This window comes from Yersinia alsatica, assembly GCF_025133195.1.
GTDB lineage: Bacteria > Pseudomonadota > Gammaproteobacteria > Enterobacterales > Enterobacteriaceae > Yersinia > Yersinia alsatica.
Map to the genome: position 1 here is coordinate 3,839,040 of NZ_CP104006.1, position 14,235 is coordinate 3,853,274.

Consider the following 14,235-nt stretch of genomic DNA (forward strand, 5'->3'; position numbering starts at 1 on the left):
CATGTCACAAGCCATTGGAATTGTTGAATTAAGCAGTATCGCCAAAGGGATGGAAGTCTGCGATCTGATGCTAAAAAGTGCCAACGTCAACCTGCTGGTGAGCAAAACTCTGTGCCCCGGCAAGTATCTGCTGATGGTCGGCGGCGATATCGGTGCGGTCAGCCAGTCAGTACAAAATGGCGAGCGACACAGCGGCCATTTATTGGTTGATAGCATCGTGCTCCCCAACCTTCATCCCTCAGTATTACCGGCTATCAGCGGCTTGAATCCGGTGGAAAACCGTCAGGCGGCAGGGGTCGTCGAAACCTGGAGTGTGGCGGCCTGTATTACCGCGGCCGACCGCGCCGTCAAGGCCGCCAATGTCACGTTGGTACGTATTCATATGGCGTTTGGCATTGGCGGCAAATGCTACCAAGTGCTCAGTGGTGATATTGCCGATGTGCAAACCGCCGTGGAGGTGGCCAGCCAGTGCGCCGGTGAAAAGGGATTATTGGTTTACAGCGCCGTTATCCCACGTCCCCATGAGGCGCTGTGGCGTCAGTTAGTTCAGGAGGCATGATGGAAACGAACAGCACCCCCGAGCGCGTGATTCAGGAATATGTTCCCGGTAAACAGATAACTCTCGCGCATCTGATAGCCAACCCCAATAAGGCACTTTATAAAAAATTGGGGTTAAACGATGTCAGCAGTGCCATTGGTATTTTGACCATCACCCCCAGCGAAGCATCCATTATTGCCAGTGATATCGCCACTAAATCCGGTGCAGTCGAGATTGGTTTTATCGACCGTTTTACCGGCGCAGTGGTGTTTACCGGCGATGTTTCGGCGGTGGAGTATGCGCTCAAACAAGTGATTCACACCTTGGGTGACATGATGAAGTTTACTGCTTGCCCGATGACTCGGACCTGATGCCATGCAGCGCATCATGTTAATTGGCCCCAGTCAGTGCGGTAAAACCTCGCTGATTCAGCGCTTGCAGGGCGAGGCACTCAATTACCAGAAAACCCAGGCCATTATCTGGCAGGACAATGCCATCGACACGCCGGGTGAATATCTGGAAAACCGTTGTTTATACAGTGCCTTACTTGCCAGCGCTTGTGAGGCCGATGTGGTGGGATTGGTGCAAAACGCCGATGCCACACAAAGCTGGTTCGCCCCCATGTTGGCACAGGTTTTCAACAAACCGGTGGTCGGCATTATCAGCAAAGCCGACACCGTCAGCCACCCAGAGCAACTGGCGTGGGCCGCGGATTGCCTGACTCAAGCGGGCGCACCCCATATTTTTGTGACCTCGGCGCTGACTGGCGAGGGGTTAACTGACCTTATGACATTTTTGAATCATTCTGGAGAGTCGCATGCCCGGTAAGATTATGGCGATTAACGCCGGCAGTTCTTCGTTGAAATTTCAGTTGTTTTCCATGCTAAATGCGCAAACTGGCCAAGGTGATGAGCAGGTACTGTGTCAGGGATTAATCGAGCGCATCGGCATGGATGATGCGGTGTTTAACCTGCGGGCTGGTGATGTGAAATGGCGGGAAACCCTGCCAATAGCCGATTGCCGCCAAGGTGCCGAACACCTGCTTAAGGCGCTTATCGAACACAATATTATTGATTCACTGGATGAAATCAGTGGCGTCGGCCATCGTGTCGCGCACGGGGGCGAAGCTTTTGCCGATTCAGTGCTGATAACCCCGCAAGTGTTGGATAAAATTGAGCAACTTGGCACTCTGGCCCCGTTGCATAACCCGGTTAATGCATTGGGTATCCGCGTGTTTCAACAAGCCCTGCCCCATGCCAGCGCCGTGGCGGTATTTGATACCGCATTTCACCAAACACTCAGCCAGACCTCTTATCTCTACCCGCTGCCGTGGCGCTACTATGAAGAGCTGGGCATTCGCCGCTATGGTTTTCACGGTACCAGCCATAAGTATGTCAGTGCGGTCTGTGCCGAACGTATGGGGCGACCACTGGAGGAGTTGCGAATTGTTTCCTGTCATCTGGGTAACGGCTCCAGCATCTGCGCCATTGGCAATGGGCGCTCGGTGAATACCTCCATGGGCTTTACCCCGCAGGCGGGCATCATGATGGGTACCCGCAGCGGCGATATTGACCCCTCAATTCTGCCTTTTATTCAGCAAACCGAAGGCAAAAGTGCGGCTGAAATTAACTATCTGATCAACAACCAATCCGGTTTGTTGGGTATCTCGGGGATCTCACATGATTACCGTGATGTGGAGCAAGCCGCTAGCAATGGTAACCCCCGCGCGGTGGTTGCTCTTGAGCTATTTGCCGAACGAATTCGTGCCGTGATTGGCAGCTATATTGTGCAGTTGGGCGGAATTGATGCGCTGATCTTTACCGGCGGAATTGGGGAAAATGCCCGCACTGCCCGTCAGCAAATATGCCGCGAATTGGCGTTTCTGGGAATTGAACTGGATGAAGAGAAAAACTTAAAAAATCAGTTTTTTATCCAACAGGATAATGCCCCAGTGCAAATTGCTATCGTCAATACCAATGAAGAATTAATGATTGCCCGTGATGTTCTGCGCGTGGCACTGCATCTGCCGGTACAACCGGCTCTCGCCATACAATGAGAAATAATATGAAAAGTGGGAAAGTTTGGCTGGTGGGCGCAGGGCCAGGGGATGCGGCGCTGATTACCGTAAAAGGATTACAGGCGATTCGTCGGGCCCAAGCACTGGTTTATGACCGTTTGGTCTGTGCCGAGTTGCTGGCTGAAGCCCCAGATGGCTGCGAAATGATTAATGTGGGCAAAAATCCTAATCACCACTTAGTCCCACAGCCAGAGATTAATCAGATTCTGGTTGATTGCGCGCAGCGCGGATTAAATGTCGTGCGGCTCAAAGGCGGTGATCCTTATGTGTTTGGCCGCGGGGGGGAAGAAGCCGAGGCGTTGGCACTGGCCGATATTCCCTTTGAAGTGATACCGGGGATAAGCTCGGCTATTGGCGGGCTGGCCTATGCCGGGATCCCGGTAACTCATCGAGATTATGCCTCCGGTTTTCATGTGATAACCGGCCACTTGCGCCAAGGTAATGAGCCGCAAGATTGGGCCACACTCGCCAAATTGGAAGGTACGTTGGTTATCCTGATGGGGATGACGCAACTGGCGGCGATTTGCCAGCAATTGATCGCTGGAGGTAAAGCGCCAACCACCCCTGCCGCCGTGGTGATGTACGCCAGCCATCAGCAGCAGCAAGTCGCCAGCGGCACACTGCTCACTCTGGCAGACCAAGTTGCCGCGCAAGGTTTATCGGCCCCGGCTCTGATTGTTATTGGCGAGGTGGTGCGCCTGCGGGAGATTCTGGCATTCACACCAGAAGTGTTGTCGCTAAACTCAATTCCCTCGCCTATGGTATTCTAAACGCACAAGCTAACTAAGGGTTTAATGTAGCGATGAGTGAGCATGGTGGGAATGTGCTGGAAATGGCACTAAAAATCGGGACAGATGCAGCGAACATCATTGATTTCAGTGCCAATATCAACCCGTTGGGTATGCCGGATTCTTTAAAGGTTGCCATTGTTGAACAGTTAGCCCGTGCTGAACACTACCCTGATGTTGAGTACCGCCAATTGCACAGCGCACTGGCGCGCGCCCACCACTGCTTGCCGGAAAACATCATGGCGGGCAATGGTGCCACCGAATTGATTTATGCCGTAGTAGAGTATCTGCAACCGCGAACAGCAATGCTGCTGACCCCCGGCTTTGCGGAATACCGCCGTGCCCTGCATCGTGCGGGTTGTCAGATTCATGATTATGCAATGAGCGAAGCCGACGGCTATCAGCCCGATGAGCGCCTACTCAGCGTCTTGGAAAAACAGCGCCCTGATTGCCTGTTTCTAGCGACCCCCAATAACCCAACCGGCCTGATGCCAGATCCTGCGCTGTTGCAAGCCATTGTGCAGTGCTGCCATCAACTGCAAATCGCCCTGATTGTCGACGAAGCTTTTATCGACTTTCTGCCAGATGCGCCGGGATTAACGCCTCAATTAGCTGATTTCCCTCGCTTATATGTATTGCGCTCACTGACTAAATTTTTTGCCATTCCGGGATTGCGCTTGGGTTACTTGCTCAGCGGTGATTTGGCCGCTATCCGCCAGATGAAGCAACAGCGCGAGCCTTGGACTATCAATGCATTTGCGGCACTGGCGGGTGAGATTATTCTTGATGACCAACCTTATATTCAGGCCACTCATCAATGGCTGGAACAGCAGCAGCACTGGCTATATCAGGAATTGTGTCAGATAACGGCATTGCAGGTGTGGCAAGGTACGGCAAACTATATTTTCTTGCGCTGCCTGAAACCTGAAATTGACTTGCAGCCAGCACTTTTACAGCACCATATTCTGATCCGCCATTGCGCCAATTACCCTGGTCTGACGCGCGACCACTACCGTGTCGCCATTAAAAGTGCGGCAGATAACCAACAGCTCATCACCGCCCTGCGGCAGGTTTTCAGCCATGGCTGAAGCCCGCTGCCCGGCCTCCTGTGGTGAGTTGATTCAGGGCTGGATACTGGGGGGTGAGAAGCTGATTTCCTGCCCGGTCAACTGGTTCAGCACCGTGTCCGTCAGCAACGGCGCGCCAAGTCAACATGAGCGGCCGCGCATGCGCCAGATGCTGGCGGCAGTACTGGCGCACTTCGGCCTGCCGGTGGAGATGGCCCGTGGCCTGCACATCAGTTTTGAGTCCACCATTCCAGTGGCAAAAGGGTTGGCCAGCAGTACCGCAGATATTGCTGCCACCGCGCTGGCTACTGCCCGTCATCTGGGAGAAACCCTCGATGAGGCTGCACTTGCTACCCTATGTGTTAATCTCGAGCCCACTGACAGCACGTTATTTCAGCGACTAACCTTATTTGACCACCAGAGCGCCGCCACGCAAATTTCGTATGACTGGCAACCCAACCTAGATATTCTGCTACTGGAAAGTCCGCATATCCTCAGCACCGAAGACTACCATCGGCGTGATCGTCAAACAGCATTATTGGCAAGTGCCGCCACGTTGGAGCAAGCATGGCAATTATTTGCGCAAGCCGCCGCCCAGCACGATTGCTCCTTGTTAGGTCAAGCCACCACCCTCAGTGCACGAGCCAGCCAGCATTTATTGGTCAAACCCGACTTTGCAGCCTTGCTGGCATTAGTTGAGGAGCTGGATTTATATGGCCTGAATGTGGCCCACAGCGGCAGTGTGGTCGGCTTGCTATTAAACCGCCAACGTCATGATGTCGAAAAGTTATATTGGCAATTACAGCAACGCGGCATCACACAACATTACCCACGCCAGCACCTATTAGCTATGGTACCTGGCGGAGTACGATAGTCAGATAAGCAGCTATTCAGTCCTACACCCTAGTTAAGCTTCCAAGCACTCAGCAGACCATAATATCCATGTAAACAGCATTGTTATTCCTCTTTTTACTACCATTTTTTTGTAACTCCCTTTGCCTTACCCCTCAGAATCATGACCCCAGTCACAAACAGGGAAAGCAGCTATTTTGTCCATGTAAATAGCATTCAAAGATATGGGGAAAATAGCTATCGGAGTATTAGAGTCCATCTACAGGAAATGTAGTGCAGATGTAAAATCTGATGCCTGTTAAATCTTCATTTTTTTAAAAACATAAATAAAACTCATGTAATAACAGATAAGAATATTGCACCAGCACCTCAAGAAATAACGATAACCTCAACCTACACCCGCTCTTGGAGCCTTAGATGAAAAAATTGAGTGTAAAAACCTTACTGGCCGCCAGTTTGCTTAGCATGATGGTGTGCTCCGGCAGCGCACTGGCGCAAGAAGTCGAAGTCGTTAATATCTCGAAAATCGCCGGGATGCCGTGGTTTAACCGCATGGGTGAAGGTGTGGAACATGCCGGTAAAGATCTGGGCATCAAAGCCTATCAAGTCGGCCCATCCAGCACCGATGCGCCACAACAAGTTAAAATCATCGAAGATTTAATTGCCAAAAAAGTCAGCGCGATCAGCATCGTACCGAACGACGCCGATGTGCTGGAGCCGGTATTCAAGAAAGCCCGTGACGCCGGTATCGTGGTGTTAACCAACGAATCACCGGGGCAGCCAAGCGCCAACTGGGATATCGAAATTATCGATAACGCCAAATTCGCCGCAGATAACGTGGAAGAGATGGCGAAAGCCATGGGCGGCAAAGGCGGTTATGTCATTTATGTCGGCAGCCTGACCGTGCCACAACATAACCTGTGGGCCGATTTGTTTGTTAAATATCAGAAAGAGCACTATCCAGAAATGTTCGAAGTGACCAGCCGTATGCCTGTCGCCGAGAGTATTGATGACTCACGCCGCACCACACTGGATTTGATGAAAGCCCACAGTGACTTGAAAGGCATCGTCGCTTTCGGTTCACAAGGCCCAATTGGTGCTGGTCGTGCGGTGAAAGAGAAACGGGCGAAAAACAACGTGCATGTGTTTGGCATGATGATCCCATCTCAAGCGGCTTCACTGGTTAAAAGCGGTGATATCGCCATGGGCGTCACCTATGACCCAGGTTCTGCCGGTTACGCGCTGACAGCCGTGGCTGACAAAGTGCTGAAAGGCGAGAAAATCGAGACTGGCATGGAGATTCCAGGGGTGGGCAAAGCGGAAGTTGATCAGGATAAGCATCTGATTCAGTTCCACAATGTGCTGAGAGTGACCAAAGATAACGTCGATTCGCTGTATTGATTCTTTGTGTTATCGCAGAGCCGAGGATGGTCTTCGGCTCTGCTATTAATGCCCAACAGAATCACGAGGATGTAGGTATGCAGCCATTCATTACCCTGGAAAATATCAGTAAAACCTTTTATGGCGTCAAGGCGCTAAATAAGGTGGCTATGACCCTATTACCGGGTGAGGTTCATTGCCTCGCAGGGCAGAACGGTTGTGGCAAATCGACACTGATCAAGATTATCTCCGGTGTCTATCAACCCGATACTGATGCCGCAATGACTATCGATGGCAAAACCTACTCTACCCTGACGCCGATTGAATCCGTCCGTCTGGGGATTCAGGTTATTTATCAGGATTTGTCATTATTTCCGAACCTGACCGTGGCTGAGAATATCGCCATGAACCATTACCACCATCATCTGTGGGTGAACAAACGCCAGATGCGCGCGACTGCCGAGCGCGTCATCAACAGCATTGATGCCCATCTTGATCTGGATGAATTGGTTGAGAATTTACCTATTGCCCAAAAACAGTTGGTCGCCATTTGCCGCGCTCTGGCACAAGATGCCCGCCTGATTATTATGGACGAACCTACCGCCTCCCTAACCCGCCAAGAAGTTAACGGCTTACTGCGCGTAGTGCACGAGCTAAAATCACGCAATATCTGTGTGGTATTTGTTAGCCACCGCTTAAGTGAAGTGCTGGAGATTTCAGACCGTATCACGGTGTTGAAAGATGGTGATTGGGTCGGCACCTATCCGGCGGCTGAGGTGGATAACGCACGGCTGGCTTGGTTGATGACCGGCATGAAATTCGATTTTCAGGTATTGCCTCCCTATACTGCGGCCCGCCCGCCGGTACTGGCCGTAGAAGAACTTTCCCGCAGCAATGAATATCATAATATTTCACTGACTCTGCACCCCGGCGAGATTGTTTCGTTGGTCGGTTTACTGGGTTCTGGTCGCACTGAGCTGTGTCTCAGCCTATTCGGTTTAACCACGCCAGAGTCGGGTACCATTCGTATTAATGATGAGCCGATGATTTTTGCCAGTAACCGTGATGCCATTGCGGCCGGGGTCGGCTATGTCTCGGAAGACCGAATGAGCACCGGGCTGATTATGGAGCAATCCATTCGCGACAATATCAGTGCCACGGTTTTGCACCGACTGAAAAATACTTTCCACCTGATGCGCACTGAGCGGGTCGATACTCTGGTGGAAGATATGGTCAAACATCTGTCGATCAAAATCGGTAACAGTGATTTGCCGGTCAATACGTTATCCGGCGGGAATGCACAGCGCATTGCCATTGCCAAATGGCTGGCAACCGATCCGCAAATATTGATCCTCGACTCTCCGACCGTCGGGGTCGATATCGCTAACAAAGCCGGTATTTATAATATTATCAATGCACTGGCCGCACGGGGGATTGCGGTATTGATGGTATGCGACGAGATTGATGAAGCTTACTTTAACAGCCACCGTATTTTAGTCATGCGGTCCGGGCAGCTGGTGCAGGAGTTTTTGCCGGGCAACAGCAGCGAAGCAGCCATTGCGGAGGTAGTAAATGGCTAACCCCCATGCAGTTAATCAACCTGAGGTGGCTAAATCAGGTCTATTCAATAAAGAACAACTGAAACGCCATGAAGTGATGTTGGCTTTCACTATATTGATTATTTCGACTTATCTTGCTTTCACCAGCCCAGATTTTCTGACGCTCGCCAATATTTATGATTTGATAAATAACTATGCCATGTTAACTATTCTGGCTTGCGGGTTATTTATCGTCTTGATTTCTGGCGGTATTGATATTTCATTCCCGGCCATGACCATTATTTCGCAATATGTCATGGTGACCTTAATTGTGAAGTTTGGTGGCAATTTCCCGCTAGCTTTCGCGCTAGCGGGGGGGATTGGCTTATTACTGGGGCTGATAAATGCGCTGTTGGTTAATCGCCTGCGCGTACCATCCATCATTATTACCATTTCTACGCTGAATATATTCTATGGGTTATTGCTGTATCTCAGCCGGGGAGTCTGGCTGTATACCTACCCGGAATGGTTTGAACATGGGCCAATGTTATTTTCATTCACCGCCGCAGATGGCTATGACTATGGCCTTTCACTGCCTATCCTGACACTGCTGACCACCATTATTGTCACCGCCCTATTGATGACTCGCACCAGCATTGGCCGCCAAATTTATGCATTGGGTGGCAATCAGGAAGCCGCATCGCGCATGGGGTTCAGCATTCTCAAGCTGCAACTGTTTGTCTATGGCTATATGGGCTTTTTGTCCGGTATTGCTGGCGTGGTGCAATCCTATACCGTATTGACGGTGGCCCCCGATTCATTGCTCGGTTATGAGCTAACGGTGCTGGCAGCCGTCGTTCTGGGGGGGACCAGTATTGTTGGCGGGCGTGGTACCCTAACCGGCACTTTGCTGGGGGTGATTTTACTGGCGATATTGCAAAATGGCCTGAATTTACTGGGTATTTCGTCGTACTGGCATACCGTGGTTATCGGTTTGGTCATTGTTATCAGCATCAGTGTGACGGCCTGGGGCCAACGTCATAAGGTAGGGATATAACCATGTCGAAAACAACTCAACGTGATCATACCGAACGCTGGCTGGTCGCACTGTTGGTGCTGGTTGCGGTGGTATTCAGTGTGCTGATCCCGCAGGTTTTTTGGTCTGCAGCGAACTTCCAGTCCATTGCCTCACAAATCCCAGTGGCTGGAGTATTAACGCTGGCAATGGCTATCACTATGCTAACTGGTGGGATTAACTTATCAATTATTGCTACCGCCAATGCCAGTGCACTGGTGATGGCGTGGGTTTGCACCCATCTGGCACCCACGTTCAGTTCAATGATTTTAATGCTGCTGGCGGGGGCATCAGTCGCCTTAGTGGTCGGCCTGATTAATGGGATACTTATCTCGATTGTGCGGGTATCCCCTATTCTGGCAACGCTGGGCATCATGACCTTGCTCAAAGGTGTGAATGTGCTTATCTCCAAAGGCTCGGCTATTTCTAATTTTCCGAACTATGTATTGGCGCTGGATCGCAGCTATTTTCTCGGCATCCCAGTGCCGCTCTACCTGTTTGTTGCTGTGGCGGCGATTATCTGGCTAATACTGGCTAAAACCCCCTTGGGCCGCCAGATCTATCTGTCTGGCTCCAATGAAAAAGCCACCTTTTTCTCAGGGATTAATACTCGCCGCACGCTAATTTGGGTCTATGTAATTTCATCACTGCTGTGTGCTGTTGCTGCGCTGCTGATGATGTCAAAACTGAACTCGGCTAAAGCATCCTATGGCGAGTCACTGTTGCTTATCACTATTTTGGCCACGGTATTAGGTGGGGTAAATCCTGATGGCGGCTTTGGTAAGATTTTCGGGATTGTACTGGCGCTGTTCTTGCTGCAAATGCTGGAGAGTGGGCTGAATATCATGGGGGTCAGTAGTTATATCACCATGGCCTTGTGGGGCTCGTTGCTGCTGGCCTTTATCTTTATTAAAGGGGTTAATATGCCGGTTCTTCGCTTCTTGCGACCAGATAAACCGTCAAATTAAACACTATTCAGGATGGTCATAGACAACAAAAAGGCTGGTATTGATTACCAGCCTTTTTGATTTAACGCGGGTAAAAAATTACTTAACTTCACCCATCGCTTTCAGTTTTTTCGACAACTCACGACGTTCTTTAGACAGATCGGCGTTTTTGATGGTGTATTCATCAACACGATCTTCGTAAGCAGTACGCATATCAGCGATAATGGCCTGAATTTCTTCAATGCTCATACCTGGCTTGATGTAATCACTCAGGTTATCGAGCAACAGAACGCGTTTTTGGTTATCACGGATTTTCTTTTCGTTATCAACGATTTCACGCTGCAACTTGTTTTTGCGACGAAACATACGCACAAACTCCAAAACGTCCTGGAAAGTCGGCTTAATTGCATTATCCATTTTTACACCTTCACTTAAGTTTTACACAAATTCAATTGCTGGTGACCAGGCTACCTGCACCATACCGCTTTGCTGTACCTGGTGACAAGATTCATTGACTTATCTTACCTGCTTTACCCGCCAGACAGAAATTTCATCGACTTTAAACCCTAATTGATCACCGGCGCAGAGTCATATTAATCAGATCATCCAATTCCTCAAGCTGTTTGGTCAATTCCATACTCAACCAAACATAGCCATAAATCGGTGTTTCTATTTGCTGCTCCTGCGTAACAGCCAACATCAGGGATTTCAATTCAGTGGCAATCTCACCCAACTCAGCGGCAACCTCCCGCTCGCGGGCCGGTGAGCCATCACGCAAGCTGTCACTTAAGGTATTCAAAGAGCGGATCGTCAGCAGTTGCGTACTGCGTAACCCTTTAGCATTGAGCATAATAAAGTGGCTTTCCCGCGATGACCAGTAAGCATCCACCAGCAATTCCAGCGTGCAGATCAGATTGCGGCTTAATGTCTGAATAGCCTCAAAAACATCCTTATTAATATGGGATTCTTTGCTAGAGGGAGCAATCAGCGCGCGCATCTTCACTGATTGATTAAGCGCCGCTTTTAATTTAGGTTCTAAACGCGGACGTTCGACCACATTAGGTGACAGATAGGCGGCATAAATTTGGCTAATCGCACGCAAATTATCACTCATTTGCATCCGCCAATGCGTAAAAGCCCGCTGCGGATAAATGCTGGTAAAAACCAACGCCAATAGTGAGCCAAAAATAACATCGCCACTGCGCCACAGTGCGGTATTCATATCCCCCGGCGCAGAACCACAGACCACTGCCAATGTGATACCAATTAGCAGGGCCATATAAGGACGTTTGCCTAAGGTAAGATAGCCACACAGGAACATGACGACCCCGCACCATGCCAGCATGAGAGTCAAAGAGTAAGATTCAAGATACAGGGCGATCAAACCAGAAAGAGCACCAAAAACCGTGCCACCAATACGCTGCATCGCTCTGGGCAAAACATTGCCCCAATAAGATATCGGCCCCATGACCACCACCAAGGTGATCAGTGGCCAAGTGCCCTCAGGAACGGCCAACAAACGGATAATCATGAAGGTTAGGATAAACGCCAGCGTAATACGCAAAGCGTGAGTAATGCGGTAATGGGTGTAAATCAGGTTATCCAATGGCGATATTTTTTTATTCAGGCGCACAACATTCCTATTTCCAATAAGATGCTAAAGCCTAAGTCTAGCCGAATTATTACCGACCAACATTGAGTTAAAGGTGGTGAAAAGTCGTGAAATTCCGTTGAGAGAAATAAATCGAAACCGCACCTCCCCGCCGGATACAACTCGACGGGGAAATGAGCTTATTTAAAATCAACCGCCATTTGTTGTTGAATAGTCATGCCGGAGCTGGATTCCACACAGCAAGCAATATAATCGGTGAAACGTGGCGAGTGCGGCATGCCCAAGCTAAGCAGCCGTTCATTGCTAAAGCGCACGTTTAGCATGGCAAAAGAGCCATATAACCGCATCGCTTTCAACATTAACCGCTCATTGCAGGGGCCAAAAATCCCTTTTAACTGATTTCTCATCTGCACCAAAGCACCATATTCTACCTGGCGATAATCCGTACCCATAGGTTTCTGTCTGGCAGCAGAAGACATGGCCTGATCAATTTCAGCAAAACTGACACTGTCCGTTGCTCCGGCAGAAATATGGTAGATATTTTCGGGTAAATTTGGGTGCAACAAGATGCACAATAGAGCATCCGCGCAGTAATCAACCGGAATAACGTCAATATAATCATCCAGTGAACACATAAACTTGCGCAGCATTAGTGCCATGCGGAAGACCCAGAAAATACTACTGGAGGGCTGGCAACCCAAGCGCGTATGTCCGACCACAATAGATGGGCGGGCGAAAACCAATGGCAAGGTTGGGCATTGCTCCGCAAGCAGGCGCTCAATCGCCGATTTCGATTTAGTGTATTCCACCAAATGTGCGTCATCTTCTGCGGATAATACCCGCTCACTGACCAGAGTATCGGCATCGGGTGTGCAAGACATCGCGGTACCTACGTGAATAAATCGCTGCAAACCAGCAACTTGTGACATTCTTCTGCCAAAAGCTAGCGTGCCGTCAACATTCACTTTCCAGATGAGTGGGTTGTTGCCAAATGATGCCACTGCCGCACAGTTGATAACATGTGTCACGTCATCAATACGCGGATCATTAATAAAACTGTCCGGTGTCGCCAAGTCACCCAACAAAATATGGCTGGCATTTATTTTATTCAGTAGCGCATTAGGTAAATAAAATTTCGCCAGATTCTCTCGAATGCGAGTGACGCCCTGCTCCGGTGTATTAGCCCGTACAAGTAACAAGTAATTAAAATCTGAGTTCTCTAACAATAATTTTTCTAATACTGCGCCGCCCAAGAAACCTGTGGCACCGGTTAACAGAAGTGTTTTCACCATGAGTCCTACTATGATATTCAGTAGGCGGATTGTATGAATAGCTAAGTAAACGGCAGGTAAATATGAGTTAGATCGGCACATTTAGATAGAAACATAATTTTTTCAAAATATATCTTATGACTTTTTGGGTTAGCACCGCCTGATACACTGCTGTTGCCATTCTGCCCAAAAAAGTGCCAGAGTGATGGTTACCACATGATTTTAATTAATATTTTATTTTTTAGTGACTATGGGGCGCGTCCGCCTCTTTCTGAAAGACATCCAACCACTCACGTCATCAAAAACCGGGGAGTGAAATCTTTGAGCTAGAATTTGATGCCAAAATTAGAGGGGCATATTCTCTCTAGAGTAATGACAGGCATTTGCCAACCGGTAGATACTTAGTTATTAAACTAACGACTATATGCGAGATTTTTAACACCAATATTCACATAACTGACCAATGTATTTATAAAAGGGAATTTACTATAGGCCGAACTCATTTACGTAATTTTCGCAATACACAGTAAATACTCAATAATGATTTTTATGGACCACAACCCGCACATGCAATATTGCAACATATTTCACAACAATCAATTTCTTCAGAGGACGGGGACTCAACTGCTATTGGTACTGGTGATAAATCACTCGAGTTATTTAACTCTACATCCTGACTAAAAGTAAAAAAAGATGACATCATTAACGCGAGAACTAGCATAACTCTTTTCATAAAACCTCCATAACTCCGCTGTAAGGTGATGCGAAAACATACGAAAGCGACACCAGAAATCATAAATAACACGTTGAAATTTAATATAAAAATCAATATTTCGTATCGCCTTGATTTTGCCCTACGATAGGTAAATACCCTTTTATAAACACCTTGGTAATAAATGTAACAATAATAAATCCCCGATGAAGCAATAGAGTTATCTTTGCTATCAACAAGGAACTGCATCTCTTCCATTATGTATATCCTGTAGATAATAAGCTCGAGGATGTTACTAATTAAACATTATGATTAAAGACGATGATAATTAATTGTCAAGTTTACTAATCAGACCAACTAATTTAATTTAAATAAATG

15 protein-coding genes are annotated in these 14,235 nt (G+C 48.7%); 11 read left to right on the forward strand and 4 right to left on the reverse strand.

Annotated features, from left to right (window positions below; all coding sequences use genetic code 11):
* The first annotated feature begins 1 nt into the window (after nucleotide 1).
* The 11 genes from N0H69_RS17160 (at nucleotide 2) to N0H69_RS17210 (ending at nucleotide 10,283) form a co-directional block, all read left to right on the forward strand.
* The gene (locus tag N0H69_RS17160; protein ID WP_050106810.1) at nucleotides 2–559 is read left to right on the forward strand and encodes a BMC domain-containing protein; all 558 of its coding nucleotides are present in this window, start codon (nucleotides 2–4) and stop codon (nucleotides 557–559) included.
* The gene (gene pduU / locus N0H69_RS17165; protein ID WP_050151362.1) at nucleotides 559–909 is read left to right on the forward strand and encodes a propanediol utilization microcompartment protein PduU; all 351 of its coding nucleotides are present in this window, start codon (nucleotides 559–561) and stop codon (nucleotides 907–909) included. Before N0H69_RS17160 ends, pduU begins: the two co-directional genes overlap by 1 nt.
* A gap of 4 nt (nucleotides 910–913) precedes the next feature.
* Entirely contained in the window at nucleotides 914–1,366 is a 453-nt protein-coding gene (locus tag N0H69_RS17170; RefSeq protein WP_050106811.1) for a EutP/PduV family microcompartment system protein, read from the forward strand.
* Nucleotides 1,356–2,594: an acetate/propionate family kinase gene (locus tag N0H69_RS17175; protein WP_050134605.1), complete on the forward strand. Its 1,239-nt coding sequence runs from the start codon at nucleotides 1,356–1,358 to the stop codon at nucleotides 2,592–2,594. Before N0H69_RS17170 ends, N0H69_RS17175 begins: the two co-directional genes overlap by 11 nt.
* A gap of 8 nt (nucleotides 2,595–2,602) precedes the next feature.
* The gene (cobA, locus tag N0H69_RS17180; protein WP_050106813.1) at nucleotides 2,603–3,385 is read left to right on the forward strand and encodes a uroporphyrinogen-III C-methyltransferase; all 783 of its coding nucleotides are present in this window, start codon (nucleotides 2,603–2,605) and stop codon (nucleotides 3,383–3,385) included.
* Nucleotides 3,386–3,417: 32 nt separating this feature from the next.
* Nucleotides 3,418–4,491 carry a threonine-phosphate decarboxylase CobD gene (cobD, locus tag N0H69_RS17185; RefSeq protein ID WP_050122261.1) on the forward strand — a complete coding sequence of 358 codons (1,074 nt, stop codon included), beginning with the start codon at nucleotides 3,418–3,420 and terminating at the stop codon, nucleotides 4,489–4,491.
* On the forward strand, nucleotides 4,484–5,344 hold the full coding sequence (locus N0H69_RS17190) for a GHMP family kinase ATP-binding protein (RefSeq protein WP_050145153.1): 861 nt from the start codon (nucleotides 4,484–4,486) through the stop codon (nucleotides 5,342–5,344). Before cobD ends, N0H69_RS17190 begins: the two co-directional genes overlap by 8 nt.
* A gap of 443 nt (nucleotides 5,345–5,787) precedes the next feature.
* Entirely contained in the window at nucleotides 5,788–6,723 is a 936-nt protein-coding gene (locus N0H69_RS17195) for an autoinducer 2 ABC transporter substrate-binding protein (protein ID WP_235895492.1), read from the forward strand.
* A gap of 77 nt (nucleotides 6,724–6,800) precedes the next feature.
* On the forward strand, nucleotides 6,801–8,282 hold the full coding sequence (locus N0H69_RS17200; protein WP_050151391.1) for a sugar ABC transporter ATP-binding protein: 1,482 nt from the start codon (nucleotides 6,801–6,803) through the stop codon (nucleotides 8,280–8,282).
* Nucleotides 8,275–9,297 carry an ABC transporter permease gene (locus N0H69_RS17205; protein WP_072077535.1) on the forward strand — a complete coding sequence of 341 codons (1,023 nt, stop codon included), beginning with the start codon at nucleotides 8,275–8,277 and terminating at the stop codon, nucleotides 9,295–9,297. The genes N0H69_RS17200 and N0H69_RS17205 overlap by 8 nt, the downstream gene beginning before the upstream one ends.
* A 2-nt stretch (nucleotides 9,298–9,299) precedes the next feature.
* Nucleotides 9,300–10,283, forward strand: a complete 984-nt coding sequence (locus tag N0H69_RS17210; RefSeq protein WP_050122263.1) for an ABC transporter permease — start codon at nucleotides 9,300–9,302, stop codon at nucleotides 10,281–10,283.
* Nucleotides 10,284–10,361: 78 nt separating this feature from the next.
* Here the strand turns inward: N0H69_RS17210 and tmaR are convergent, their stop codons facing one another.
* The 4 genes from tmaR to N0H69_RS22210 form a co-directional block, all read right to left on the reverse strand.
* Entirely contained in the window at nucleotides 10,362–10,679 is a 318-nt protein-coding gene (gene tmaR / locus N0H69_RS17215) for a PTS system regulator TmaR (protein WP_004711143.1), read from the reverse strand.
* A gap of 157 nt (nucleotides 10,680–10,836) precedes the next feature.
* A complete protein-coding gene (locus tag N0H69_RS17220) occupies nucleotides 10,837–11,895 on the reverse strand; it encodes an FUSC family protein (protein WP_050106818.1) in 1,059 nt (352 codons plus the stop codon).
* 158 nt (nucleotides 11,896–12,053) lie between these two features.
* Nucleotides 12,054–13,163, reverse strand: a complete 1,110-nt coding sequence (locus N0H69_RS17225) for an SDR family oxidoreductase (protein ID WP_050106885.1) — start codon at nucleotides 13,161–13,163, stop codon at nucleotides 12,054–12,056.
* Between the two features lie 529 nt (nucleotides 13,164–13,692).
* The gene (locus N0H69_RS22210) at nucleotides 13,693–14,115 is read right to left on the reverse strand and encodes a hypothetical protein (RefSeq protein WP_301280472.1); all 423 of its coding nucleotides are present in this window, start codon (nucleotides 14,113–14,115) and stop codon (nucleotides 13,693–13,695) included.
* Between the last annotated feature and the right edge of the window lie 120 nt (nucleotides 14,116–14,235).

What these genes read in the sequence shown, in the direction of transcription:
- N0H69_RS22210 (WP_301280472.1), bottom strand. Translation starts at nt 14,115, where the DNA reads ATGGAAGAGATGCAGTTCCTTGTTGATAGCAAAGATAACTCTATTGCT.
- N0H69_RS17160 (WP_050106810.1), top strand. Translation starts at nt 2, where the DNA reads ATGTCACAAGCCATTGGAATTGTTGAATTAAGCAGTATCGCCAAAGGG.
- N0H69_RS17175 (WP_050134605.1), top strand. Translation starts at nt 1,356, where the DNA reads ATGCCCGGTAAGATTATGGCGATTAACGCCGGCAGTTCTTCGTTGAAA.
- N0H69_RS17200 (WP_050151391.1), top strand. Translation starts at nt 6,801, where the DNA reads ATGCAGCCATTCATTACCCTGGAAAATATCAGTAAAACCTTTTATGGC.
- N0H69_RS17205 (WP_072077535.1), top strand. Translation starts at nt 8,275, where the DNA reads ATGGCTAACCCCCATGCAGTTAATCAACCTGAGGTGGCTAAATCAGGT.
- cobD (WP_050122261.1), top strand. Translation starts at nt 3,418, where the DNA reads ATGAGTGAGCATGGTGGGAATGTGCTGGAAATGGCACTAAAAATCGGG.
- tmaR (WP_004711143.1), bottom strand. Translation starts at nt 10,679, where the DNA reads ATGGATAATGCAATTAAGCCGACTTTCCAGGACGTTTTGGAGTTTGTG.
- N0H69_RS17170 (WP_050106811.1), top strand. Translation starts at nt 914, where the DNA reads ATGCAGCGCATCATGTTAATTGGCCCCAGTCAGTGCGGTAAAACCTCG.
- pduU (WP_050151362.1), top strand. Translation starts at nt 559, where the DNA reads ATGGAAACGAACAGCACCCCCGAGCGCGTGATTCAGGAATATGTTCCC.
- N0H69_RS17210 (WP_050122263.1), top strand. Translation starts at nt 9,300, where the DNA reads ATGTCGAAAACAACTCAACGTGATCATACCGAACGCTGGCTGGTCGCA.
- N0H69_RS17195 (WP_235895492.1), top strand. Translation starts at nt 5,788, where the DNA reads ATGATGGTGTGCTCCGGCAGCGCACTGGCGCAAGAAGTCGAAGTCGTT.
- cobA (WP_050106813.1), top strand. Translation starts at nt 2,603, where the DNA reads ATGAAAAGTGGGAAAGTTTGGCTGGTGGGCGCAGGGCCAGGGGATGCG.
- N0H69_RS17190 (WP_050145153.1), top strand. Translation starts at nt 4,484, where the DNA reads ATGGCTGAAGCCCGCTGCCCGGCCTCCTGTGGTGAGTTGATTCAGGGC.